Annotated in this window: 30 protein-coding genes and 1 riboswitch; of the genes, 21 read left to right on the forward strand and 9 right to left on the reverse strand. The window is 41.7% G+C overall.

The window, feature by feature from the left end; genetic code table 11:
* The first annotated feature begins 110 nt into the window (after nucleotides 1–110).
* Complete coding sequence (locus D890_RS0101385) at nucleotides 111–650, forward strand: LemA family protein (RefSeq protein WP_018962746.1); 540 nt, start codon at nucleotides 111–113, stop codon at nucleotides 648–650.
* A gap of 71 nt (nucleotides 651–721) precedes the next feature.
* Here the strand turns inward: D890_RS0101385 and D890_RS0101390 are convergent, their stop codons facing one another.
* The 4 genes from D890_RS0101390 to D890_RS0101405 all read right to left on the reverse strand — a co-directional run bounded on the left by D890_RS0101390 (nucleotide 722) and on the right by D890_RS0101405 (nucleotide 1841).
* Nucleotides 722–1168: a glucosaminidase domain-containing protein gene (locus D890_RS0101390; RefSeq protein WP_018962747.1), complete on the reverse strand. Its 447-nt coding sequence runs from the start codon at nucleotides 1166–1168 to the stop codon at nucleotides 722–724.
* Entirely contained in the window at nucleotides 1149–1322 is a 174-nt protein-coding gene (locus tag D890_RS07815; RefSeq protein WP_018962748.1) for a YvrJ family protein, read from the reverse strand. The genes D890_RS0101390 and D890_RS07815 overlap by 20 nt, the downstream gene beginning before the upstream one ends.
* Nucleotides 1323–1404: 82 nt before the next feature.
* Nucleotides 1405–1620, reverse strand: coding sequence for a DUF2922 domain-containing protein (locus tag D890_RS0101400; protein WP_018962749.1), 216 nt, complete (start codon nucleotides 1618–1620; stop codon nucleotides 1405–1407).
* A gap of 26 nt (nucleotides 1621–1646) precedes the next feature.
* A complete protein-coding gene (locus D890_RS0101405; RefSeq protein ID WP_018962750.1) occupies nucleotides 1647–1841 on the reverse strand; it encodes a hypothetical protein in 195 nt (64 codons plus the stop codon).
* Nucleotides 1842–1968: 127 nt separating this feature from the next.
* Here D890_RS0101405 and D890_RS0101410 point away from each other — a divergent pair, with 127 nt between their 5' ends.
* Entirely contained in the window at nucleotides 1969–2178 is a 210-nt protein-coding gene (locus D890_RS0101410) for a helix-turn-helix domain-containing protein (protein ID WP_083916920.1), read from the forward strand.
* Here D890_RS0101410 and D890_RS0101415 read toward each other — a convergent pair.
* On the reverse strand, nucleotides 2175–3611 hold the full coding sequence (locus D890_RS0101415; protein WP_018962752.1) for a pyruvate carboxylase subunit B: 1437 nt from the start codon (nucleotides 3609–3611) through the stop codon (nucleotides 2175–2177). The genes D890_RS0101410 and D890_RS0101415 overlap by 4 nt on opposite strands.
* 109 nt (nucleotides 3612–3720) lie before the next feature.
* On the opposite strand from D890_RS0101415, the gene D890_RS0101420 reads away from it, so the two are divergent.
* Together D890_RS0101420 and D890_RS0101425 are read left to right on the forward strand one after the other, a co-directional pair.
* A complete protein-coding gene (locus tag D890_RS0101420) occupies nucleotides 3721–4266 on the forward strand; it encodes a hypothetical protein (RefSeq protein WP_156802641.1) in 546 nt (181 codons plus the stop codon).
* A complete protein-coding gene (locus D890_RS0101425; RefSeq protein WP_018962754.1) occupies nucleotides 4220–5107 on the forward strand; it encodes an O-antigen ligase family protein in 888 nt (295 codons plus the stop codon). The genes D890_RS0101420 and D890_RS0101425 overlap by 47 nt, the downstream gene beginning before the upstream one ends.
* On the opposite strand, the gene D890_RS0101430 is transcribed toward D890_RS0101425, so the two are convergent.
* Nucleotides 5075–5578, reverse strand: a complete 504-nt coding sequence (locus D890_RS0101430) for an ECF transporter S component (protein WP_018962755.1) — start codon at nucleotides 5576–5578, stop codon at nucleotides 5075–5077. The genes D890_RS0101425 and D890_RS0101430 overlap by 33 nt on opposite strands.
* Before the next feature lie 42 nt (nucleotides 5579–5620).
* Nucleotides 5621–5749, reverse strand: a riboswitch (FMN riboswitch).
* Nucleotides 5750–5815: 66 nt separating this feature from the next.
* Between D890_RS0101430 and D890_RS0101435 the strand changes: the two genes are divergently transcribed.
* From D890_RS0101435 to D890_RS07485, 12 genes are all read left to right on the forward strand, one after another.
* Nucleotides 5816–6442, forward strand: coding sequence for a methyltransferase (locus D890_RS0101435; protein WP_156802642.1), 627 nt, complete (start codon nucleotides 5816–5818; stop codon nucleotides 6440–6442).
* Nucleotides 6443–6532: 90 nt separating this feature from the next.
* Nucleotides 6533–7186, forward strand: coding sequence for a 16S rRNA (cytidine(1402)-2'-O)-methyltransferase (gene rsmI / locus D890_RS0101440; protein WP_018962757.1), 654 nt, complete (start codon nucleotides 6533–6535; stop codon nucleotides 7184–7186).
* 3 nt (nucleotides 7187–7189) lie between these two features.
* Nucleotides 7190–7759, forward strand: a complete 570-nt coding sequence (mobA, locus tag D890_RS0101445; protein WP_018962758.1) for a molybdenum cofactor guanylyltransferase — start codon at nucleotides 7190–7192, stop codon at nucleotides 7757–7759.
* 89 nt (nucleotides 7760–7848) lie between these two features.
* Entirely contained in the window at nucleotides 7849–8304 is a 456-nt protein-coding gene (locus D890_RS0101450; RefSeq protein WP_018962759.1) for an Hsp20/alpha crystallin family protein, read from the forward strand.
* Between the two features lie 239 nt (nucleotides 8305–8543).
* Nucleotides 8544–9749 (forward strand): CDP-glycerol glycerophosphotransferase family protein, encoded by a 1206-nt coding sequence (locus D890_RS0101455; RefSeq protein WP_245533166.1) that lies wholly within the window; start codon nucleotides 8544–8546, stop codon nucleotides 9747–9749.
* Entirely contained in the window at nucleotides 9749–10630 is an 882-nt protein-coding gene (gene rfbA, locus D890_RS0101460) for a glucose-1-phosphate thymidylyltransferase RfbA (RefSeq protein ID WP_018962761.1), read from the forward strand. Before D890_RS0101455 ends, rfbA (D890_RS0101460) begins: the two co-directional genes overlap by 1 nt.
* Complete coding sequence (rfbC, locus tag D890_RS0101465; RefSeq protein WP_018962762.1) at nucleotides 10620–11189, forward strand: dTDP-4-dehydrorhamnose 3,5-epimerase; 570 nt, start codon at nucleotides 10620–10622, stop codon at nucleotides 11187–11189. Before rfbA (D890_RS0101460) ends, rfbC begins: the two co-directional genes overlap by 11 nt.
* Entirely contained in the window at nucleotides 11186–12178 is a 993-nt protein-coding gene (rfbB, locus tag D890_RS0101470) for a dTDP-glucose 4,6-dehydratase (RefSeq protein ID WP_018962763.1), read from the forward strand. The genes rfbC and rfbB overlap by 4 nt, the downstream gene beginning before the upstream one ends.
* On the forward strand, nucleotides 12179–13033 hold the full coding sequence (gene rfbD / locus D890_RS0101475; RefSeq protein WP_018962764.1) for a dTDP-4-dehydrorhamnose reductase: 855 nt from the start codon (nucleotides 12179–12181) through the stop codon (nucleotides 13031–13033). It begins immediately after the preceding gene.
* Nucleotides 13026–13973 carry a glycosyltransferase family 2 protein gene (locus D890_RS07480; protein ID WP_018962765.1) on the forward strand — a complete coding sequence of 316 codons (948 nt, stop codon included), beginning with the start codon at nucleotides 13026–13028 and terminating at the stop codon, nucleotides 13971–13973. Before rfbD ends, D890_RS07480 begins: the two co-directional genes overlap by 8 nt.
* Entirely contained in the window at nucleotides 13970–15187 is a 1218-nt protein-coding gene (locus D890_RS0101485; protein WP_156802643.1) for an O-antigen ligase family protein, read from the forward strand. The genes D890_RS07480 and D890_RS0101485 overlap by 4 nt, the downstream gene beginning before the upstream one ends.
* A gap of 5 nt (nucleotides 15188–15192) precedes the next feature.
* Nucleotides 15193–16329, forward strand: coding sequence for a DUF1972 domain-containing protein (locus tag D890_RS07485; protein WP_018962767.1), 1137 nt, complete (start codon nucleotides 15193–15195; stop codon nucleotides 16327–16329).
* A 27-nt stretch (nucleotides 16330–16356) separates the two neighbouring features.
* Here the strand turns inward: D890_RS07485 and D890_RS0101495 are convergent, their stop codons facing one another.
* From D890_RS0101495 to D890_RS0101505, 3 genes are all read right to left on the reverse strand, one after another.
* On the reverse strand, nucleotides 16357–17337 hold the full coding sequence (locus tag D890_RS0101495; protein ID WP_018962768.1) for an LCP family protein: 981 nt from the start codon (nucleotides 17335–17337) through the stop codon (nucleotides 16357–16359).
* A gap of 61 nt (nucleotides 17338–17398) precedes the next feature.
* Entirely contained in the window at nucleotides 17399–18955 is a 1557-nt protein-coding gene (gene murJ / locus D890_RS0101500; protein ID WP_156802644.1) for a murein biosynthesis integral membrane protein MurJ, read from the reverse strand.
* A 158-nt stretch (nucleotides 18956–19113) separates the two neighbouring features.
* The gene (locus D890_RS0101505) at nucleotides 19114–20265 is read right to left on the reverse strand and encodes a glycosyltransferase family 4 protein (protein ID WP_018962770.1); all 1152 of its coding nucleotides are present in this window, start codon (nucleotides 20263–20265) and stop codon (nucleotides 19114–19116) included.
* 127 nt (nucleotides 20266–20392) lie between these two features.
* On the opposite strand from D890_RS0101505, the gene D890_RS0101510 reads away from it, so the two are divergent.
* The 5 genes from D890_RS0101510 (at nucleotide 20393) to D890_RS07935 (ending at nucleotide 24239) form a co-directional block, all read left to right on the forward strand.
* Nucleotides 20393–21343 (forward strand): glycosyltransferase family 2 protein, encoded by a 951-nt coding sequence (locus tag D890_RS0101510; protein WP_018962771.1) that lies wholly within the window; start codon nucleotides 20393–20395, stop codon nucleotides 21341–21343.
* 61 nt (nucleotides 21344–21404) lie between these two features.
* Entirely contained in the window at nucleotides 21405–22286 is an 882-nt protein-coding gene (gene rfbA, locus D890_RS0101515) for a glucose-1-phosphate thymidylyltransferase RfbA (protein WP_018962772.1), read from the forward strand.
* Nucleotide 22287: 1 nt separating this feature from the next.
* Nucleotides 22288–22524 (forward strand): NAD-dependent epimerase/dehydratase family protein, encoded by a 237-nt coding sequence (locus D890_RS0101520; RefSeq protein ID WP_245533117.1) that lies wholly within the window; start codon nucleotides 22288–22290, stop codon nucleotides 22522–22524.
* A 19-nt stretch (nucleotides 22525–22543) separates the two neighbouring features.
* Entirely contained in the window at nucleotides 22544–23509 is a 966-nt protein-coding gene (locus tag D890_RS07490) for a glycosyltransferase family 2 protein (protein WP_018962774.1), read from the forward strand.
* Between the two features lie 490 nt (nucleotides 23510–23999).
* On the forward strand, nucleotides 24000–24239 hold the full coding sequence (locus tag D890_RS07935; protein WP_156802645.1) for a hypothetical protein: 240 nt from the start codon (nucleotides 24000–24002) through the stop codon (nucleotides 24237–24239).
* Nucleotides 24240–24554: the final 315 nt, after the last annotated feature.

Consider the following 24554-nt stretch of genomic DNA (forward strand, 5'->3'; position numbering starts at 1 on the left):
CAGTCTTTCTCTTTTTTCTTTTTGTTTGTAGTTAATCCATACGCCAATATATGTTTGAATGCCGATATTTTCATGGTTTATGTTATTATACGTCACAGGAGGTGATGCCAATGTGGATTTTAATCGTTGTTATAGTTTTGCTACTGATCATCGTTTGGATTTACAACCGTTTGGTACAACTGAAAAACCGCGTGCAGAATGCGTGGCATCAAATTGAAGTTCAGCTTCAAAGAAGGCACGACTTAATACCAAATCTGGTGGAGACAGTTAAAGGTTACGCCTCTCATGAAAAAGAAACATTCGAACGAGTAATTAATGCGAGGAATAAAGCTGTATCTGCAACGACACCAGGAGAAATGGGTAAAGCAGAAGGTGAGCTTACCCAGGCACTGGGACGTCTGTTTGCATTGGCTGAAAATTATCCTGAACTGAAAGCAAATGAGAATTTCCTTAGATTACAAGAAGAGCTTACCAGTACTGAGAATAAAATTGCCTATGCCAGGCAGGCCTATAACGATACGGTTATGATGTATAACCAAACAATACAGATGTTCCCTTACAACTTATTATCAGGCCCCATGGGTTATAAACCTGCTGAATACTATGAAGCAGAAGAGGAAGCAAATCAGGCACCCAAAGTTCAATTTTGATTCCGATTTTCACAGTAACAGGTTGAAGGAAGGCTTCCACAAAAAAGAGTGGAAGCCTTCCTTTTTTTTGTTTATGCTCTTCGTTTCAACGTAGCAGCTACGCTACATACTTTTTCTACCCAGTGAGGGTCTGATGCCCAGAGTTTTCCCATGGACTTTAATGTCCCATCCCTGTAGAACACGCCACCTGGTGAGGCATAATGCGTTTTTATGTAGTCCGCTACGAAAAAAACGCCCTCTTCATAACTGCTAAACACTTTGGCTCCAGAAGGATTTCTATCATATGCTTGAAAGCCGAATAGATTTTTTGTTCTCTTGCTGAGGGGAGATTTTCCCCATCCACTTTCCAATACAGCTACACTACTCAGCAAAACTGCATTAACTCCAGATACTGTTTCTGCACAAGCGAAAGTGGGCCCGAGTGTCTCCATGGGCGTTCCTTTTAAGGCTCGCTGGAATTGGAGCCAGCTAATACCGCTGCTGCTTATTATCTTTGTATCAGGTGTCAATTCCCACATTGGTTTTCACTGCCTCCTTAAGCAAGGTTATTTCTTCGGAAAGATCTTTTATAGCCATGAGCAGCTGGGTCAGAGTTTTGTTTATTTCTACGATGAAATACGCTGCCACTGCAATGGGAAATCCTAAACTACCGATAAGTTGAATTAAATCCACGATTCAAAGACACCTCCTCTCTTAGTGAAAAAGCAAGCGGTAGGAGAGAAGCCTTTAGGCTTCTCTCCTACCGCTTTGTCTGCTAAGGCAGCATATCAGTGGCGTTGCGCTCTACGTAGTTTGCATCCACCAACTGAGATGGTCTACCCAGTTTTTCGCTGAGGAGCACATTAGAAGCTATTATGGCGTTAGCTGCGTCTTGAATTTGCTGTGTCGTCAGATTCATTATTGGGTCAGGAATCCTTAGCACCATCGTTTTTCCCGTGTTCGTCTTAAAACTTAAGTTTAGTGTCACCATGTTTTATTCCTCCTTTCTTGCCCTGTTTAAGGCAGTACATTGCTTACTACCATGAGCTGTACGCCGTTGGTTACCCTGTTTGTTAGCGTGCCCATGGCATCTACCAAAGCCAATATGCTGCCAGTACTCGCTGCTGGGTCGATGTTGTTGAGAGACCATAGCCGTTTCTTTCCTTCTTGTGTCATCCACACAATTCTTAAGGTTCTTTTTACCTCTTCCATCTGTGCTTCACCTCCTGTTTTTGATGAGCATGGTAGTAGTATAGGTATACAATAGTATGCTATTCTATAGCTTATAGACCAAGCCATTATGTGATTAAACTGTGCTAAAAGGTGGAAAGGAGCAGCAATGATGAGGCTAAACAGTAAGACAATAAAGCAGAAGTGTCTTGAAAAAGGATGGAGCCTGTACAGGCTTGCCTTGGAGTCGGGTGTGGATCCTACACATCTCTATCGAATTATGAGCGGCAAAAGGGGAGCAGGGGCGAGCACTATTTATAAGCTATCAGTAGCTTTAGGATGCTCGCCCTTGGAAATCATTTACAATGACGATGATTAATTCAGTCTTACTTTGTAATTTATTCCTTCTACTTCCACATCGAACGCTTTCTTTTTCAAGGGAAGGTCTTTTGATGTGAACTCTGGCTGTATTTCTCCTTTAAAGAAACGAAGAGCAATTTCTGGAAATATGGTGTAAGTTAAGACGTCTTCTTCTTTTTTCATAAGGCCCATTTTCTTCAATTCTTCGCGTCGTTTATCAAGTTCTGGTTCTAACAAATCAGCCGGTCTTACGGTGACTATCTGTTCCTTCCATGACGGGCCGAACACTTTCTTTAAAACATCTTCGTCAATGGGTGCAGGTGGCTTCCCATACATGCCTTTGAGATAATCCTTGGATTCCTTGGGTACGATCTTGTATCGCTCGCCTCCTATTACATTTGCTACTGCTTGGCTGCCGACAATCTGACTCATGGGTGTTACCAGCGGTGGATAACCGAATTCATTCCAAACCACTGGTACTTCTTTAAGAATTTCAGGCAGTTTATCCAAAGCGTTCATGCTTCGGAGTTGGGAAAGCATGTTGCTCATCATACCTCCCGGAATTTTGTATTCCAAAACGCCGGGATCGGGGCGAAGAAGTGACTCTTCGTGTAAATGGCTGTATTTGTTCCAAATAACTTGTAGCTTTTCTCTTATTCGCATAAGTAATTTGAGATCATATCCAGTATCCCATTGCGTTCCTTGAAGTGCCGCTACCATGGATTCTGTGGGTGGCTGCGATACCCCATTGGCAAAAGGTGACATGGATGTATCCAGTATGTCTATCCCTGCATGCAGCGCTTCCATATAAGCCATTTCTGTCATACCACTGCCGCAATGTGAGTGCAATTCCAGTGGCAATGTAATGCCAGCAGCTTTTACGCCTTCAACGATTTCTCTGGCTCGTGTGGGTGATATAATGCCTGCCATGTCCTTAATTGCCAGAGAATCACAGCCCATATCAGCAAGTTTCTTAAAATTCTCTACATAATACTGTACGGTGTGAACGGGGCTTTCTGTGTAAGAAAGTGCACCCTGCGCATGTCCGCCATACTTCTTAACAGCCTTTATAGGAACTTCAAGGTTCCTAAGATCATTTAATGCATCGAAAATGCGAAAATTATCGATACCATCCTTCTTAGACAGTCTAACAAATTCGTAGACCACATCATCCGGGAAATTACGATAAGCAACTAAGTTCATAGCTCTGAGCAGCATTTGTAAAGGAGTTTTTGTAAACTTTTCTCTAAGAATAAGGAGCCTTTCCCAGGGGTCTTCGTTTAGGTAACGCATGGCGGCATCAAAAGTCGCGCCTCCCCAGACTTCTACAGAGAAAAATCCTACTTCATCCATCATTGGAGCTACTTCAAGCATATCTTCCGTTCGGAGTCTTGTGGCGAGGAGAGATTGATGACCATCTCTTAGCGTTTGGTCGTGCAGTTTTATTCCCATGTTTTCTCAACCTCCACAGTTAAAACACTATAAGTAGTTGTTTGTTAAAGCCACTTTCATAAATTCTATAGCATATACAATGGGTTTTCATGGTATAGTTACTTACGGTATGAAGAAGTTAGCTGCATTGATAATGCTCGTCATGATTTTGGGTGTGCCTTTTAGCATCGCAGGTGCTAAAATCGACCGTTTGGCCTTAACAGATTTTCCGCTCGCTGAAGACACGGCAACCAAGAATGTAACAGCAACAAACACCGTTTTACCTTACGAAAGTTTACTTAGTTCCGTACCTTACACAGGTTTTCAAGCACTGCGTTTGCGCAGTATGTACCTGCTGGGGCAATACGATGCATTGTGGAATGAATGTGAAAGTGGAGCCAATAACTCCTCTATTACCAGTGTAAGGTTCTACTGCTACGATGTGGCGTGGACTTACGATAGAGAAGTTGCGATACAGATAGGCTCAGCAAATCGGTTTTATTATTATGACCTCTATGTTTATTCTCAGAACCCAAGAAACTACTTAACAAGGGTTATGCTTACAGCATGGCGCAATGGTCAAGTTATGCGTCAAGCTGCAGCGTTAGCGCGGAGTCTTAATCTGCAGGATGTGGCAAACCTTTATAACCACACTACGCAAAGCGCTGCCTACTAAGTGGGAACTGCTGTTCATATTCTTTGTTGCGGTTTATAACACGGTATTTTCTTTACAACCGTGGAAAACTTTGCTTTTTTGGTGCTTCGTCCCTTTGGTTTATTGTTTTATTGTTTTTGCTATTGCTTGGTTGCCAGAAGAAATTGATCATCGTAAATTGACTCTTATCGCGTTTCTGCTCTTGGTTGTGAGTCTTGCCTGGACAGTTTATGAAGCTAAGGGCATTAATTTAAGTGGGTGGCGCACCTTTAGGCTCACTTTACCATTCTTTGTGAGTACCACCAGTGCTGCTTTTTTCATATATGTGTTTCTATACTCTTACAGCCAGCATGCTTTTTGGGCAGAGTTATTCAGTTTAATTTCGTTAATGCTTACACAGTCGCGCGGTCCGATATTAGGTTTAGCTATGGCCATACTTTATGGTGGCGTCAACATATACTGGTTTGTTGCTCTGACAGGTTTTATCATCTATGCCATTCCCTACACACTTCGGGAAGTTATCGGCCCCTATGCGTTCTACACGCAGCGTTTTCACATTTGGCGAGCGGCTTGGGACATGTTCATCATGAGGCCCTTTAGTGGAGTGGGTTTTGGCACTTTCCCGAAAGCATTAGAGATATATGGGCATCCATTTTTGCTCCAGGCGTTGCCTCTTAACCATGCACACGATTTGTTGCTTGAACTGCTAGCAGAAATAGGAATTGCTGGGCCAATAGTTTTTCTTATCTTGCTTTGGCACCTTTATACCATATTCCCCGATGGAAATACCCAGAAAGGGCATTTCCTCAGGATGTCCTTGGTTGCATATTTAGGACGCAACATTTTTGACGTAACTCCTTAAGTACTTGGCTGATGTTTCAGCCACTGCCAAGTTTAAATAAGCCTGCATCAGATTTACCGGAAGAACACCGATGAGCACATATGCAGGAACCATGTTGGCTGGGAGACCCCATAAGACAGGCGCTAAAAGCCAGTTGAAAGCTACCATAACGGTTGTCCTTATGGCAGGAACAACTATCCATTTTGATTTTGTATTTTTCATATAATGGTAAGGAATCAATGTGACCAATATGGACACGATTTTAAAGATCATGCCGATGGGGTTAGCACCAGTTAGATACCCTAAAAAGGCCCAAACTGTTAGTGCCATCAATGAATCTTCCAATGGAAACATCCAAACTCCCAAAAGTAAGAATGCTTCTCCTAAATCCAGTTTTAAAAACTCATAGTTAGGTACTGGATAAGGGATTTCCAATTTGAAAAACACAAACGCCAACGCTACAAAAATAGCTAAACGAGCTAATCGCTTCATTTGTTAACCCTCCTTGTTTATGCGGTGGAGGGCCGCAATCCAAGTGCCCATCTCCCGTCCGGACTATTCACCGTCGGTGCTGGAATTCCACCAGCTCCACCCTGGTTGCGGACCAAGGGTTGCGGACTATTTCCGCCGGTACCGGAATCTCACCGGTCCTCGAGGGCCACCGCCTTCGATTACTTACAAAAGAAATTGTACTACAAGAATGTTTCCTTTGATACCATTAAGAATATCATGGATGCTTTTACGTTGGAGCCAACTTTTCATAAAAGTTTCTTCGTTGCACAACCTGTCCATGGTTACAGATTCACTGTAGATTCTGTGCTTCTACCTCATCTAATAGAAGGCAAATACATAAGCGCTGTGGAATTGGGAGCAGGTTCTGGCATAATGGCCCTTCAGCTTTTTGCTCATGAAAAAGCGACGTTTTTTCATTTGATTGAGAACAATCCTTTCCAGTTTGAAGCACTTACATTGACATCCTCCATAAATAAGTTAGATAGATTTTTTAACTGTTACCCTGATGATGTAAAGGATGTGCGTACTAACGCAGATTTAGTTTACTTTAACCCCCCTTTCGGCAGAGGAAAGATGGGTAAAGGAGAAGATATTGAACCGTTTCTGACGTACCTTAGAAACAATCACTATCAGGAGGTCGCTTACATTGTGCCTTCCTATTTAGATCACGTTTTCTCTGATTTTCTGTCAGAAAGTATGCATTTACGTTTAGAAGTCCAGGTGTGTTACAGGCACAGTACTCGTGTGGTCAAACAGTGGTCCATGGAAAATATAAAGACATCGAGAAGATCTTTGGTTGTTCCATCGGCTGAAACAGACATGATGTACTGGGACTGTGTTTAGCTCTTTGTTTTGTTAAAATTACGGTATGCCATCCATATCCGTTTTTGCAAACCATAAGAACACTCTGAATAGTTCACGGTATGAAGCGTCATGATCTACTTAGTTGGAACACCCATAGGCAATTTAGAAGATATAACTTTTCGAGCTGTGCGCATACTTGAAGAATGCGATGTAGTAGCATGCGAAAGTAAAGAGCGGGCACTTAAACTCCTGGCTCATTTAGGCATAAAAAAACCGCTTGTGTATCTACGCGAAGCGTCACGTGAGACAGATGCACGTCATATAATCAGTCTCGATGCTGAAGGGAAAACCATTGCGGTCATAACCGACGCTGGCATGCCCGGTATTTCAGACCCAGGCGCTTATTTGGTTAAACAACTTAGCAAAGCGGGGGTACCGTATGGCGTCATTCCTGGCCCTTCGGCAGTGGATGTAGCGGTTGCCATGTCTGGTTTAGATGAACCTTGGGCTTTTCTTGGCTTTTTACCGCTAAAAGAGGGGAAACGTCGCAAACTTTTGGAACGCTTCCTTCCCCTAAATATCGGACTTATCATTTTTGAAGGGCCGCATCGTGTAGAAAAACTTCTTACGCTTCTGGCCCATATGTGTCCTCAAAGGAAAGTTGCTTTGATGCGTGAACTTACAAAGGTGTACGAGCAAGTAGTGGTGGGATTCCCACAAGACATATCCCTTGACACATATAAAGGTGAGTTTGTGTTTGTAATTTACCCAGAGGAGCAGTAAACAATGAACCATACTGCTATTGTTATTCTTTGTGGTGATATTAGCCGCCGTATGAGCGTTTGTAAGGCCCAACTTACCGTGAATGGAAAACGCCTTTATGAAATCGTAAGACAGAATCTTTCTCCGCTACAAATACCTACTTTTATTGCTTCAAAGATTGACCTACATTGTGACAACTTGGTAATGGATTTTTTCGTCGAGGACACGCCACTTTCTGGTATCTTAACAGCGATGACGGAACTTCATTTTGAAGAATATGTATTTGTGCCTGTAGATATGCCTTTACTTACATCAGATATGATTGGTCCAATTTTGGAACGATCCAATAGGGATGTATCAGCGTTTTATACAGTTAACGGTTTCCTTCAGCCTTTTCCGGCATTTCTGAAAAGTGATGCAACACATCTCATTCGGAAATGCTTCTTAAACCACTGCTACAGGCTCACAGATGTTTTTTCTCATTTGCCTTCGACCCTTATACCATTTGAAGGGAACTTAGATTATTTCTTAAACATAAACACATGGGAAGATTGGCATGCTTTTAGATCGTTATGCGTTAATAGGTTTGAATAATGGCAAAAATGCATAATCCATACCCTGCGTGGGTATATAGACATACGGAAAGAGAAAAACAAAAAACGACGCAAGGAGGTGGTTAAGATATGTTGAGCAGAAGATGGATTGATCCTTTCGAAGAAATGAGAAGCATGATGGAAGAGATGGATAGAATGATGGAAGAAATGTGGGGCGGCTCTGAGGCTGGAAAGCCGCAAAAAAGAGGCTTTGGCAGAAGCCTAAGACCACCTGTTGAAGTTACCGAAGATGAGCAGAACGTTTATGTACGTGCTGCAGTGCCTGGTGTTCCTAAGGATAAGCTTGAAATAACGGTGGAAGATGATAGGGTCTATTTGAAGGGTGAAGTGCAGGAACAAAAGAAAGAGGAAAAAGAAGGCACTGTCTACAGTGAGATGCGTTATGGCGCCTTTGAGCGTACCATTGCGCTGCCATCGGAAGTGAAGGCTGACGAAGCAAAGGCAGAATACCACGATGGTATTGTGGAGCTTACGCTTCCAAAGAAAGCTGTTGGGTCTAAAGGTGTCAAAATAAGACTCGAATAACGCTTGGACTATCACTCTTGCTTAAACAAAGAAGGCAGACCTTTAGGTCTGCCTTCTTTGTTATCTTACCTTTATAGAAAAATGCGAACATTCCTATTGTTCACGTGATAAAATGAACCTTATAACACTTTTGGCAAAATTGCTTTGAGGCCCATTGGTGGCCTCAGTGTTATCAGGCTCGGGCTCACCATGATGGGCGGCAAAGAGCATAAGGTTGGAGGCACTATTTTTTGACATTTGTGGCAAAGTTGACAAAATGTTTGAGCTGGGTTTGGCGCAGATTTCTCGATTTACTGAACATACCACTCTGGCTTATGGCCAAGTTGGTTCCAAAAAGCGATCGTGTGTGGGTATTTGGTGCTTGGGCAGGAGATAATTTTAGCGACAATCCAAAATGGCTTCTAAATTATGTCAGAAGAGAATTACCTCGAATAAGGCCTATATGGCTTACACGGCAGAGGAAGCTTGCCAAACTAATAAATGATATGGGTATTGAATGCTATTATGCTTATTCATTTAAGGGGTATTACTGGAGTGCTAAGGCCAAAGTAGGCATTGTATGTGTGGGTTTATCGGATATAAACCGATATATAACACCGCCCATACTGGTAAACACATGGCATGGTACTCCCATAAAGAAAGTCTTGGAAGATTTTTCAGGTTCGAAGTTAGCAAAAACTTCTCTGCAACGACTTTCTCCATTTTCTGAAGACCCACATCGTTATGCTTTGGTGACCACCGGTTCTGAACCGGAAGCTGAAGTAATGAAGCGTTCATTTGGCGAAAAAGCTGTTGCGGTAACAGGCCATCCGCGGAATGATGCCCTGATCAACAACGATATCAAAGCGTCTGGTTTCATAACGCAGCAAGAATCACATAAAAAAATATTGTATCCGCCTACCCATCGCATGGAAGGAAGAGACAAGATATTTACAGAATTGGTTTTCCAGTTCATGTCTTTACAGACATTGCTCGATGACATGGATGCTTTTCTTTTAATCAAACTTCACTATTACCACAGAGATGAAGCTAGGGAACTGTCAAGCCAGGTTACGGCTGATAGTCGAGTAAAAATTTTACTTGATGAGCAGACGCATGGTGATGTTTATCCTTTACTTGCTCAAACAGATATCTTGATCACGGATTATTCAAGTGTGTACGTAGATTTCTTGCTGACAGAAAAACCTATCATCTTTTACTGCTTTGATTTAACAGATTACACTCAAAGGGAAAGGGGCTTTAATTTTAACTATCTTGAAGTTACTCCTGGCCCTAAGTGTTTTTCCTTTGATGAAGTCTCTTATTGGGTCAGTACTTTTCTCCAGGATGAAACGCCATATTTAGAGGACAGAAGGCGCTTGAAAAACACCTTTCATAAATGGCAAGACGGCCAGAATAGTAGGCGTGTAACAAGCAAAATTTTAGAGACGCTGGAGGCATTGTAATGAAAGGAGTAATACTGGCAGGAGGCAGTGGGACAAGGTTGTATCCTACGACGCAGGTTATAAACAAGCACTTTGTACCCATCTATGACAAGCCCATGATCTATTACCCCATGTCTGTTATGATGATGCTAAAGATAAGAGATGTGGCATTGGTAGTAAACCCACAAGATAAAGCAGGTTTTGAGCGTTTGTTTGGACATGGAGAGAAGCTTGGTATGCACATAGAATACCTTGTGCAGCAGAAACCCAATGGGCTTGCAGAAGGATTAGTATTGGCAGAAGATTTTATAGGAGAAGACAGCATTTGCTATATGCTGGGGGATAACATCTTTTTTGGTCATGATTTGCCGAACGTACTAGGAAAGGCGAAGGCAGAAGTAGAAGTGAATGGTGGGGCATACGTGTTTGCTTATCCGGTGAAAGACCCGGAGCGTTTTGGTATAGTAGCGTTTAACGATAGAGGGGAAGTGCAGTCCATAGAGGAGAAGCCTAAGGAACCGAAGTCCAATTGGGCAGTGGTGGGATTGTACTTTTACGACAAGCATGCTGTAAAGGTAGCAAAAGGAGTAAAGCCTTCAGAGAGGGGAGAGGTAGAGATAACCTCAGTGAACGAAGCGTACTTAAAGGGAGGGAAGCTCAAAGTAGGGTTGTTAGGGAGAGGGTTTGCGTGGTTTGATGCAGGGACCTATGATAGTTTCATAGAGACGAGCGAGTTTGTAGCGACATTAGAGAAGCGAACAGGACTAATGATAAGTTGTCTTGAAGAGATAGCATACAAGAATGGGTGGATAAGCATAAAGGAATTAATGGAGATAGCGGAGGAGCTAAAGAACACAGACTACGGAGAATACCTGAAAGAAGTGATAGAAGATGCCCTTTGATATGAAACCTCTGAGCATAGATGGCGTTGTACTGGTTAAACCAAAAGTATTTGCAGATGAGCGCGGCTTTTTTATGGAACTAAGCAAAAACACGGATTTGCAGCGCTTTGGTATAGATACAAATTTTGTCCAAGACAACCTCTCTTATTCTCACAGAGGTGTTGTCAGAGGACTGCATTATCAAAAGAGACCTAAAACGCAAGGAAAGTTAGTCACTTGCATGGTTGGCTCCATATTTGATGTAGCCGTGGATATAAGAGTCGACAGCCCCACTTTTGGTAAATGGGTTAGTGTGGAATTGAATAGCGATAATCATCACATGCTGTGGATACCTGAGGGGTTCGCTCACGGTTTTCTTGTGCTGTCCAACGAGGCATTGGTCATGTACAAAGTGAGCGGTTCAGAGTACGCGCCAGAGTGTGATGCAGGCATAAGGTGGAACGACCCTACTATAAACATCTATTGGCCTGTAAAGAATGAAGACATGGTGATCATGTCTGACAAAGATAGAAAACTGCCAACACTTTTAGAACGTAAAGAAATGGGGGAATTGTTATGAGAATGCTGGTAAGCGGTGGAGCAGGATTTATCGGTTCTGCATTTGTGAGGCAAGCAGTAGGAAAAGGTCACAATGTAGCAGTGGTGGACAAGCTTACTTACGCAGGAGACTTAACCAGACTTGAAGAAGTAATGGACGATATAACTTTTTATAAGGCAGATATAACCAATAAAGAGTTCATAGAGCATATCTTTAACAAAGAAAAGCCAGAAGTTGTAGTGCATTTTGCAGCAGAAAGCCATGTAGATAGAAGTCTGATGGATCCATATCCTTTCATAAACAGTAATGTCATGGGAACACAGGTGTTATTGGATGTGAGCAGAACAAAAGGCATTGATTTGTTCATGAACATGTCCACAGACGAAGTGTATGGAGATTTAGGCAAAGATGGGACATTTACCGAAGAGAGTCCGCTAAAGCCAAACAGCCCATACTCTGTGTCCAAGGCATCAGCGGATATGCTTGGCAGGGCATACTATAGATCGTTTGGTTTGCCGGTAGTAACCGTGAGGGCATCAAACAACTATGGACCGTGGCAGTATCCAGAAAAGTTCATACCAGTAATCATTTTAAAGGCTATGAATGGGGAGAAGATACCGATATATGGAGATGGCACTAACATAAGGGAATGGCTTTACGTAGAAGATTGTGCAAGCGGAATAATGGCAGTAATAGAGAAAGGCAAAGCCGGGGAGATTTATAACATAGGGAGCAAAGAAGAAAGACCCAATATTGAAGTAGCAAAGGCAGTGCTAACCATATTAGGGAAAGATAAAGATCTAATGGAGTTTGTAAAAGATAGGCCGGGACATGATTTCAGATATTCACTGGATGCAAGCAAAGTGAAAGCAGAAGTAGGGTGGACGGCAAAGACATCGTTTGAAGAGGGGATAAAGAAGACAGTAGATTGGTACGTTAGCCACATGAATTGGGTAGAGGAGAAGAAAGCATACTTAAGTGAATACTGGAAGAGAGCGTATGCAGAATAGATGAAATACCTCATTATAGGGAAAAGTGGCCAGCTTACAAAAGCATTTCAACAGCTTTTAGCAGAAAAAGAAGAACCATTTATTGCCTTGTCGCATGAAGAGGCGGATGTATCCAATTATGCCCAATTAAAAAATGTCTTCGAACAGTACAAGCCCGATTTTGTACTTAACTGCTCTGCGTACAACAATGTTGATAAAGCCGAGATGGAGTACGAAGAAGCATTCAAGATAAACAGCATTGGTCCTTATAACCTTGCTCTATTAAGCCAAGAGTATGGCGCCTTTTTGGTGCATTATTCCACCGATTATGTATTTGATGGAACAAAAACAGAAGGACTTTATACCGAGGAGGATAAGCCAAATCCACTGAACAAATACGGTTTGAGCAAGCGAGTAGGAGAACGTCTTAGTTTGGAACTTTGCACTAATAAAAGTATGCTTCTATTTAGAACAAGCTGGGTTTTTGGTGAGGGGACGCAGAACTTTATTCACAAGGTGCTGGGATGGGTGAAAAATGAGGACGTGCTCAAAATAAGCGCAGATGAAGTGTCAGTCCCCACGTGTTCAACAAGAATCGCTCTGGTTACTTATGAAGCTATTAGGCAGGGCGTGAGTGGTTTGTACCATCTGGTATCGTCCGGCTATGCTTCGCGCTACGAATGGGCAAAAGCCATTCTAAACGTTTATGGAATAAACCGCGTGGTTATACCTGTGCCAGCGGATACCTTTGAGCTTCCGGCAAAAAGACCTTCGTTCTCGGCTATGAGCAATGAGAAGATAAACCACTTGTTGAATTTAGACATTCCTAATTGGATGGAAGAACTTTCAACCTTTGCCAGGAGTAAGAATGGGTAGGAATGTTGATGTTCTCATGGCTACTTATAATGGTGAGCCGTTTCTCAGAGAACAGCTCCATTCCATTTTATGGCAGGATTTTACAGATTTTAGATTAGTTATTCATGATGACGGTTCTACCGATGCCACTCTGAATGAGATTAACAAAGCTGTACAGAAGCATGCACATAGCATTACATTACTAAATGACGGTGTGGTTTTAAGAAGCGCGAAGAAGAACTTTGAGCACCTACTTTCTTCAAGCGATGCAGATTACATTTTTCTCGCAGATCAAGACGATGTGTGGTTTCCCACAAAGTTAAGCTCTATGATGGAGACATTGCTGGGTGTTGAGAAAACAGTCGGTAGCGATGTTCCTATCTTGGTTTTTAGCGACTTAACGCCCATCGATAGTTTGGGCTACCCAAGGTCTTCCTCCATGTTTAAGCTGGAAAATGTTGATCCTTCTTTAACGTCTTTAGAGCTATTGCTTAGCAGAAACATCATCCCTGGCTGCAGTATGGTTTTTAATAGAGCAGCACTGACGTTTGCTTTGCCTTTTCCTCAAGAAGCTATTATGCACGATTGGTGGATAGCCTTAACCACTGCAGCCACAGGAAAAATCGTTTACTTACCCAAGGTTCTTGTTCTTTATCGTCAGCATGCACATAACACTATTGGGGTTAAAGACCACAGTTTGAAAAGCAGTGCCATGAGAATGCTTCGCGCTCCATCAAGGATGGTGACCCATTTTCGCAATTTGGGCAGTATTACTATCGCTCAGTCTGAAGCATTACTTCGCAGATTAAACGAGCGCAAAGGTGATAAAGAATGGCCCGGGATTCGTGTAGTGGAGCAGTATCTTGAATACAGGCATGCACATATGACAAAAAAGTTACGCTACTTGAAGATATTTTCACGAGATCGTTTTGAAATTGCGAGGTTTTTACTGTGGAAATGAAGAACTACATAAAATTTGCGAGGTTTAGCTTTATTGCATTATTTACACTCATGTTTGCTTTGCCCAGTGCATCTTTTACCTATGTAAAGTATGTTCTGTTCGGTTGTCTTGCGGTGAGTTGTTTATTAATTTTGATAAAAGAACACCGAGAAATTCACTTGCCGCGTGATGTATTGTGGTCAGTTAGCCTCATCTCGTTGGCGGTGCTTATTTCTCTTATAACTGCCGCATGGCACCATACACTTAGCGCTGATACGCTGTTTGAGTTACGCAGTTTTGTACTCATCGTTTGTGAAATCTTGGCTGGTATATTGCTTTTTAGCATCGGTGCTCTAAGATGGCAGGATTTAGCAAAGTTGTTCGTTGTATCGTTGTCCATTTACGGTCTTATAAAACTTTTGTTCTTGGTTTTTGTGTATTTCAACCCTGCGCAAGGCACAGAGCTAAAAAGGTTTGTCTTCCCAGATGCATTTATGGGAGGCTATGTCTTACTGAATGGTTTTTATCGGCTCGTCGCTGTCAACGATTACTACTTACCTATTGCGTACGTAGTTTGTGACTTAGCCAACTTTAAACGTAGCGGCAAGATAGTGGCTCGGATATGTATATTGACCGTAATATTTTTGAGTTTCTCAAGGTTTTTGTGGTTAGAGACGGTTGTTCTGATTTTGGTGGACATGTTGTTTCACCAGGAGAAGGTTCTTTCATGGAAAAATGTTGCCTTTGTTGCACTGGGTTTTGTTGTCTTACTTACAGCGGCACAGCTTTTAGGTGCAGACATCATTGGTACGCTCCGAAGCCGTTTTTTTGTAGAAGGTGGTGTTTCGCTGAACTATAAGTTCAGTCAGATTGCAGCACTCTTGGGTGAGTTTGTTAAACATCCCGTTTTAGGAAAGGGCTTGGGGTCTTCCGCACAGAACTTTCCCAAAGGTTGGGCTATTAATACTGGCGTAGAAACGCATATCATCGGTTACTCTTATGAAGTTTTCCTACTCGTTATCTTGATGCAGTTTGGACTTGTAGGAAGCGCTTTGCTATTCAGTGGGGTTTATATGCCATTCTTCAGCGCTCGTATAACGAACAGGTTTGTTCTGCTATCGATCATTTGCGTAACAGCTTTCTTTGCATCTGGTTTTACAAACCCTGTAATTATTAATGCCCCTACTGGTTTGTTTCTTTCTATGTGGTACATGTTTCGTTACGAAAAAGGGTGATGATAATGAAGAAGATTTCTATTGTTGGCATTGTGGGGCTGCCACCCAATTACGGTGGGTTTGAATCCTTTGCCGACCATCTGGTAAAAAAACTTGGCAGTAAGATGAAGTTTCGTGTCTACTGCAGTAATAAAAGTTACAAAGAAAAACAAAAAGAGTATTTTGGAGCGGAGTTGAAGTATATACCGCTAAACGCTAATGGCTGGCAAAGTGTGTTCTATGATGGGTTTTGCATGCTTGATGCTATTTTCCATTCCGATATAGTTTTTGTGCTCGGTGTGTCTGGTGCTGTTTTCATGCCACTTGCCAGATTCCTATGTGACATCACAGGCAAACGGTTGGTGGTCCATATGGATGGCTTGGAATGGAAACGCGCTAAGTGGGGGCGCATGGCTCGGTCGTTTCTCCTTTTTAGCGAAGGTTTGGCAGCAAGGTTCTCACATGTGCTCGTAACGGACAACGAAGCAGTAGCAGATTATGCAGAGAAGCGTTACCATAAACGCCCTGTGGTTATTGAGTATGGAGCTGATGATGTTTTAGAAAAAGTGTTGATGGACAGCGATAAACAAAAACCCTTGAACCTTTTTGAAAACTATGCCGTGGCTGTATCTCGTGCAGAACCAGAGAACCACGTGGATATGATTTTGGAGGCATTCAAGGAAATTCCTGATGTGAATTTGGTTTATGTTAGTAACTGGAACCATAGCCGTTGGAGTAGAGAGCTGAAAGAACGTTACAAGAATGTTCCAAACATAAAAATGATTGGACCTGTTTATGACCAAAAAGTTCTTAACCGCATACGATCTCACGCCTCGTTTTATGTGCACGGGCATAGTGTAGGTGGAACCAACCCGTCCTTAGTTGAAGCCATGTGGCTCGGTCTTCCCGTAGTTGCTTACGATGTGCCGTTTAATCGGACGGTTACGGAAAACGCAGCTTTTTATTTTAGCAATGTTGAAGAGTTGGTGCAGGTAGTAAAAGCTTTGAATGAAGAAAAGCTCCGCGAAAATGCTGCTAAGATGCTTAAAATAGCAGAAAAACGCTATTCGTGGGATAAGATATTCGCGCAGTATGAGAAATTGTTCTTGCGTGACATAAAGAATGCACAGGCAAAAACACCCCTCGGACCATCACCCAAATAGGGTGCTTTTGCCTAAAATGCTCCCGTGCTATTTGGACAACATGATGTGCACATTCTGCACATCTTCTTTATTCAAAATCCACGAGCTGAGCCCATCTATATAGGTTGCCGTACCTCTTAGGAATATCGTTTGTAATTTGTAGTTTGAGTATTTTTCTGCATTCCTCGCTAAAGAAAGCAATTCACCGGATGAGTAGTTGGTGACTACTACGTCTGGATCTTCCAATATAAAATTAGCCACAGTTAAATAGGCCTTCTTGGCTTTTATTTGCTTATACAAAGCGCTTATAAAAGCTTGTTGACGTTGTACTCGCTCTACATCGCTTTTTCTCGCTCTTACATATTGCAATGCCTGTGCTCCATTAAGTGTTACCTTACCCACGGGCAAGGGTGGGTCTACATTGTATTTTTCATTAAAACCTGGTTCTATTGTTACAGTGATGCCTCCGAGCACGTCAATTAGTTTTGTAAACCCGGCGAAATCTAAAACAACAACTCTATCTATCTTTATATCGAATAACTGTTCTACTGTTTGCTGGGAAAGTGCTGCTCCACCTACTTCAAAAGCACGATTTATGTTAGTTGTCATGTAGCCTGGAATCTGCACCCTTGAATCTCTCGGTATAGAAACTTCTACAATGCGATTCTTACACGGTTGCAGCGAATAGATCATCATCGTGTCTGATCTTGGCCTACGGTTGTATGGCTCACCTGTATCTATGCCCAGCACCAAAATATTTGTTGATCGCGTATTGCAAACCGCCGCAGGAATTTTATCACTTGAAGCTGTATGTGTTGATGTGGCAGTAGAAGTGGTTTTCTCAGGTTGGTTTTCTTCTGCCGTAGCTGTATCGGTTTCAGGTTCTGCTTTGGGTATAACGTATGCTTCTTCCGCTTCTTTTAAGCCATGTTCATAGGAAGTATACCTGACACAAACATAGCCTGCCAGCACAACGGCCACAGCCAAAATAACCAGTAAAATAATTCTTTTCGTATTATTCTTTTTCATATGCAAACTATTATTCTGAGTTTAGCACTCTCGTGTTAATTTTTGTTAAAGACAGTAATACCTAATGATTAATATACTGTTTTATTTTGTTCAGTGCTTGTTTTGTAGTAGATATTGCATTTTCTTCGTGAAGCGCAAATAAACTGCCGAAATACACCAGTGCTGCTACAACAATGAGCAGGATTAAGTGCAAGCCTTCATAGGGCATAAAATGTTGCCATAGCAGTATTACAGCCATCATTATCAGCCCGGAAACTGTGCTTTTCCATAGTTTCCCGATGATATATATGAGGCTTATATGATGCCTACGCATCCATGAAGAATAGAGCCACAAACAAAGAATTGTCCACGATATGGCTGTACCCAATGCAAACCCAGCTGCATACATTTTTAGATGTATGCCAAACAGATAATTGAGCGATGCATTCAGTAGTATACCGACAATGTCTCTTTTTAGTGGCGTTATATTGTCTTTTTCGGACAGAAACACCGTATTAAGTAAGCTTTGCAAAGCAGAGAAAGGAACACCTATGGCGTAATATAGCAAGGCCGAGGCTGTCAACGTTGCGGCTGCCAGATCGAAGGCTCCGCGCATGTAAACAATTTTTACAATGGGCAAGGCAAGGACAGCAAGACCTATACAACAGGGTAGAACAATTAACCATATGAGCTGTGTCCCTCGGGAAACTTGTTCTGCCTGTGACTTCCAATCTTGGTTCGCTGAAGAAGAAGATATGCCAGGGTAAAGCACGCTTATTATAGGTGTGGAAAACAATGTTATGGGCAGATTATAAAGAAGTGCGGCATAGTTCAGAGCGGATATATTACCTACGGGCAAGAATGATGCCATCAGTTGATCCACCAGCGTGAAAGATATAACAACCACTTGTCCAGCCAAGACAGGGAGTAAGAATCTCAAATAATCAGAAACGTAACTATTCCATAAACCTTCACCTTTCATATGGGCCTTATATGGTATGGCTAAGTAATATGCTATGGCAAAGGTCACAAAGCCAGTGGTTAATGCTGACAAAGAAAGTGTTGTCGCATTAGCCCCGTGAAGGAATCCTGCCAATGCAAGCACTAAAACGCCTGCCGCCGATGCAAAGATGTTTATGCCTATCTGAGGCAGAAAGTTTTCAAAAATCTGTAGCAGAGATATTTGCATAGATGAAAGTACCTGAAACAAAAACACCAATGCAGTGAACCTTATAAAGTACATTGTTAAGGAAAGACGCTGAGGGTCTTTATAAAAACCGGGTGCTAACAATGCTATGAACGGTTGAGGGACAATCATCATTAGCGCTACAAACACCACCAAGATTGTAACGAGCCACCTGTAAATGCTGGCATATGCTTTCCAAAATGCATCTTCGCCTTCCTGGTTTCTTAGATGAATAAGATAAGGCAGAAGCGAACTGTTGATGGCTCCAAAAAATGCTGTGCCTATCCTGGTGGGTATAGCTTGGCTCACATTGAAGGCATCTTTTATCACGCCAGCTCCAAAGTAGTATGCAGTTAGCATTTCCCTAAGGAAACCAAATACCTTTGACCACATTGTGGAAATTGAGAGCGCTAATACGGATTCTTTTCTACTCAAATTTAGTTTCTTTGCCACGGTCTAATTGTAAACCAACCTTTCTAGTAGGTTCTGTTCTGAGTTCTATTAATCTATTCTTCTGCTTACCTTGTTGAGTTGCGTTATTGTACAAAACAAAAGAGTCGTCAGACGAGCAAGGAAACTATTTCGCCTTATACTTTAAGCTCATTAGTTTTCTAAGCTTTAAGGTAGAAATCGTAAATTTCTTCCATCATAGGCAATACGTTTTTTAAATCATATGCTTGGACTAATTCTTTGCTTCTCGATCCCAATTTCTTTCTTAGCTGTGGTGATCTCAACAATGTTTCGAGTGCTTTTGTTGTACCCTCAATATCATCCAACTCAACCAAAAGACCATTCTCTCTGTTAATAACTAAATCTCTATTTCCTCTAACGTTGGTGGCGATTATCGGCAATCCAACAGCCATCGCCTCCATAATTGCTCTTGTCAGTCCCTCGTGTTTTGAAGTAAGGACAAATATATCCGAAGCGGCTAGCAATTCTGGGATGTCTTTCCTGAAGCCTAAAAACTGGACTTTATCTTGCAGTCCTAGCTGTCTGACCCTTGTCTTGAGTTTTTCTTCACTTTCACCGTTGCCAACTATTAGGTAATGAAAATTCTTTTCCTTGAGTATAGCGAGAGCCTCTAGTACTTGTTCATGGTTTTTCCTAGGAATCAATTCTGCTATTGTAATAATAACTATTTCATCTGCACCTACTCCTAAACTTTGACGAAGTTTTACGGTATCAACTAAACCAGCTTTTTCTCGGATGGCATTAATGTCAACCCCTACGCCAGGCACATAAAAAACTTTTCCATTGTTGTATAACTTAAACTTTTTTGCTGCTAAGTAATCCTCCTGATTTATGGTTATGAGTCCGTCCGTCCAATGGGCAGCTATTTTTTCCATGTTGTAATAGAGTAACCAGTTTCTTAAAGGTGCACCTTTGTAGAAATGAAAGCCGTGGGCCGTATAAAGCACAGGGTGAGTGTTTGTTCGCTGACAAGCCAAACGTGTAACAAAAGCTGCCACTGGCGTATGCACGTGGACAAGTGAAAAAGGCACTTCTCTTAATAGTTTTTCCATCTGAAAAAGTGACGTAAAAACTTTCGGCGAGTAAGGACTCCTGGTAAAGTCAACGTTATGCTTGACTACACCAATATCATCAAATTCTTGCTGCCTGTTTGCAAGTTTGGTTGCCACATGCACTTCGTAGCCCTTATTCTGCAAAAGTTCCATAAAGGGTATGTGGAAGTTTAACAGATGACTTTCTACAGTAGCAACAAAAAGGACGCGGCCCTTGTATTTTTGCGGTGTGTTTTCCATAACTTACTCCATCACCATACTACTATATAAAAGTTCAATTACCATAAGTCTTTCGTAACGCACTGATCTCCTTTATGTTACGATTTTACCATGAAGATTGTAATTAATGGAGGTGTGACATTAACCAGTGAAATTCAGTGTAGTGATACCGACATATAAACGTCCTGACGATTTACGAAAGTGTATAAGTTCTATATTGAATCAGTCTCTTCTGCCGGAAGAAGTTTTGATAATTGACGATGATGATTTAGGTAATGGGCTGATATCTGAGTTAGAGGAAAATTGTTTTAATAAAACTGTGAAAATGATTTACAACAAAAAAGACCTTTACAACGAACAAAGAGGTTCTAGTGCATCGAGAAACAAGGGTCTACAGCTTGCTAATAACGACATTGTCTTCATTTTCGATGACGATATTGAACTTTACGAAGGTTTTTTTGAGCACATAATGAAGATTTGGGAAACTAATAATGAAACAAACTTGGTGGGTGTTGGCGGTGTTATTGTTAATAACCGCAAAAAAGGAACATTTGAGAAATTATTTAATAAAGTCTTCTTATTGGATTCCAGAATCTCTTGGGATGTGAATGATTTGGGCTTTCAGGTGTGGAATGACTGGGTTAAGGATACAACAAAAGGTTATTACGCACACGGGGGTGTCTGTTCGTACAACAAACGTTTAGCGAAGGAGCTTGGGTTGTTTAAGACGTTCAGTGGCGGTCGAACTGCCTTGGAAGATGTGGAGTTCTGCCTCAGAGCTAAAAAAAATGGTTGTTATCTCATGGTAGAACCTAAATCACGTGCCTTTCATCATCAGAGTAAGGCTGGCCGTGAAAATGAGAAAGAAACTGGCTACAAAGAAGGGTATAATCGTGTTCTCATCTATTTCGCGCACTGCCACAAGAATTCTTGCACGTACCTGAAGTTCCGTTGGGCAAGTTTCGGTTGGGTGCTTAGGCAGCTATTGGTGGGGCATTACTGGAAAGCTGTGGCGATTCGTCGGGGAACTAGAGATGCGTTGAAGGAAATTTTCTTGGCAGATAATGACTATGGACGAGGTAGTATTCAAGGGAAGTGACTTAATTGCTTGAGGAATTCTCTTGGTTTGTTAGAGCCTTAGACATTAGGGAGGCATTGTAATGAAAGGAGTAATACTGGCAGGAGGCAGTGGAACAAGGTTGTATCCTACGACGCAGGTTATAAACAAGCACTTTGTACCCATCTATGACAAGCCCATGATCTATTACCCCATGTCTGTTATGATGATGCTAAAGATAAGAGATGTGGCATTGGTAGTAAACCCTCAAGATAAAGCAGGTTTTGAGCGCTTGTTTGGACATGGAGAGAAGCTTGGTATGCACATAGAATACCTTGTGCAGCAGAAACCCAATGGGCTTGCAGAAGGATTAGTATTGGCAGAAGATTTCATAGGAGAAGACAGCATTTGCTATATGCTGGGGGATAACATCTTTTTTGGTCATGATTTGCCGAACGTACTAGGAAAGGCGAAGGCAGAAGTAGAAGGAAATGGTGGGGCATACGTGTTTGCTTATCCGGTGAAAGACCCGGAGCGTTTTGGTATAGTAGCGTTTAACGATAGAGGGGAAGTGCAGTCCATAGAGGAGAAGCCTAAGGAACCGAAGTCCAATTGGGCAGTAGTAGGATTGTACTTTTACGACAAGCATGCTGTAAAGGTAGCAAAAGGAGTAAAGCCTTCGGAGAGGGGAGAGGTAGAGATAACCTCAGTGAACGAAGCGTACTTAAGGGGAGGGAAGCTCAAAGTAGGGTTGTTAGGGAGAGGATTTGCGTGGTTTGACGCAGGGACCTATGATAGTTTCATAGAGACGAGCGAGTTTGTAGCGACATTAGAGAAGCGAACAGGACTAATGATAAGTTGTCTTGAAGAGATAGCATACAAGAATGGGTGGATAAGCATAAAGGAATTAATGGAGATAGCGGAGGAGCTAAAGAACACAGACTATGGAGAATACCTGAAAGAAGTGATAGAAGATGCCCTTTGATATGAAACCTCTGAGCATAGATGGCGTTGTTATGAATACATGGAGGCAAGCAGTAGGAAAAGGTCACAATGTAGCAGCGGTAGGCAAGCTCACTTGCGCAGGAGACTTGACCGGACTTGGGGAAGTAATGGACGATATAACTTTTTATAAGGCGGACATAACCAATAAAGAGTTCATAGAGCATATATTTAACAAAGAAAAGCCAGAAGTTATAGTTCATTTTTCAGCAGAAAACTAGTTAGACAGGAGCTTGATGTATGAATGATCGAGTTGATATAGTGATGGCAACATATAATGGTATGCCTTACATTCGTGAGCAGTTGCAGTCCATACTTTGGCAGGATTACTCAGAGTTTAGATTACTTGTTCACGATGATGGGTCTAACGATGGCACCGTAGAAGAGATAAGAAAAGCAGCAGAGTGTTATCCAGATAAAGTTGTTTTCATTGAGGATGGTATCACATTCAAGGATGCTAAGAAGAATTTTGAACACGTCCTGAAGATGACTGAAGCTGATTACATTTTTCTTGCAGACCAAGATGACGTTTGGTTACCTTCTAAAGTGTCTGTTATGGTAAAGGAGATATGTGAATTAGAGTACACGCATGGCAAAACTACTCCTGTACTTGTCTTCTCAGATTATGCTTTGATTGATGAAGCTGGGTACTCGTTATCACCTTCTATTAAAGCTCTATGGAAAATAGACCCGAGTAGTAGGAAGGCAACATCCTTAGAACTATTGCTTAGTAGAAGTATTGCACCGGGTTGCGCCACGGCTTTCAACAAATCTCTACTACAACTTTGCCTTCCTATCCCTAAAGAAGCCATAATGCATGACATATGGTTGCTCCTTATGGCTAGCGCGGTAGGGGTCGTAAAGTATGTACCTTTTGTTTTTACTCTTTATAGGCAGCATGGCAAAAACACGATAGGAGTGAAAGATCAAAAACTTATACACAAGTTGGCAAGGATTCTAAAGTCTCCTGCTCAATCGATTGGTAAATTTGCTGCTGCAGGACCGGGAAAAGTTGGACAGGCTAAGGCTTTATTAACAAGGCTGGAAGAGCTTCACCTTGGGAATTCGAAATCTGCAAGAGCCATCACTGATTATATAGAATATCGTACCGGAAATATCGGATACAAGCTGATACATTTTCCGAAATATGCGGTGGATAGTTTCACGTGGGAATTAGCGCGCTTTTTGCTTTGGAAGGGGAAATAGTAGGCATGGAGTTAATTTTTGAGACTTTGCTAAGATATAAGCCATAGTGTATAAAGGAGAATATTAGGCTGGGCAAGTTAACTACTGAAGTTTAGAAGATTAATAGGTATCATTCCAAATTGTTCGGCAGGTAAGTATTCATCGTTTTATAGATTACGTAGTTAGGCAGATGCACGATAATGATGCGTACATTACTTTGGATAAAAGATGTTCATTGCAGCAGCGTGGGGTGAACAAACGTGTTGAGTGTTCGCTGAACGTTGGAGCGGCCTTCTGCTATATGTACGAAATGTTAAAGTTAGAGTCATTGTTCTAAAACCTCAGGGCAAAGGCTTGGCAAAAAATAGAAAATTGGGAAGCTTTTTAGACAAATAGTTATCAGTTCTGTGAGATTCAATTTGATCTCAAGTGGTATTAAGAGAGTGTCTAGCTCAAAAAATTCCTTCATAGACTATGTCGATTTCAAATACTGTCTTAGAATCAATGAGAAATGGTTAAATGTGGTGGATCAAAAACTTGGCGATTTCAAAACACGTTATTCTTTGCCGCGACGAACCACTTTGCCATTCGCAGGCATTATGTAACAACAAATAGAGTTGCAGTTGTGGAAAGAGTATTTCTCTCTGGACCTCAATACAGCATATATGACATGTCATGCTGTGCTGAAAAGTTAAATAGGGCAACACTTTCTGAGAATAACAAAGTAGGAAAACTCATGAATGATTATTGACTCTATTTTGGTGATATTTGAGAACCTTCAAGGAATTTAATTTTTAACCTAGAGTACAAAAGGCGATGGCTAAGCCTATAGTAAAAGAATTAACCATCAACAGCTTCAGCATACAATACCGTTTCATCTCGCGCAGGCGGGCATACTGTCCGTTCGAGAATAATCAGCTCTTATGTGAATTTGCGAACGAGTTACACTTATTAACCAAGTAATAGTTCTAAAACTTAAGGTATTCAGCTTGCTTTTAAATGCCATTCGGTATTTGAATTAAGATGTTTTTCTACAATAAAAGGACTTATAAAAGCTATAGCGTGC

This window comes from Coprothermobacter platensis DSM 11748, assembly GCF_000378005.1.
In the GTDB taxonomy this organism is placed as follows: domain Bacteria; phylum Coprothermobacterota; class Coprothermobacteria; order Coprothermobacterales; family Coprothermobacteraceae; genus Coprothermobacter; species Coprothermobacter platensis.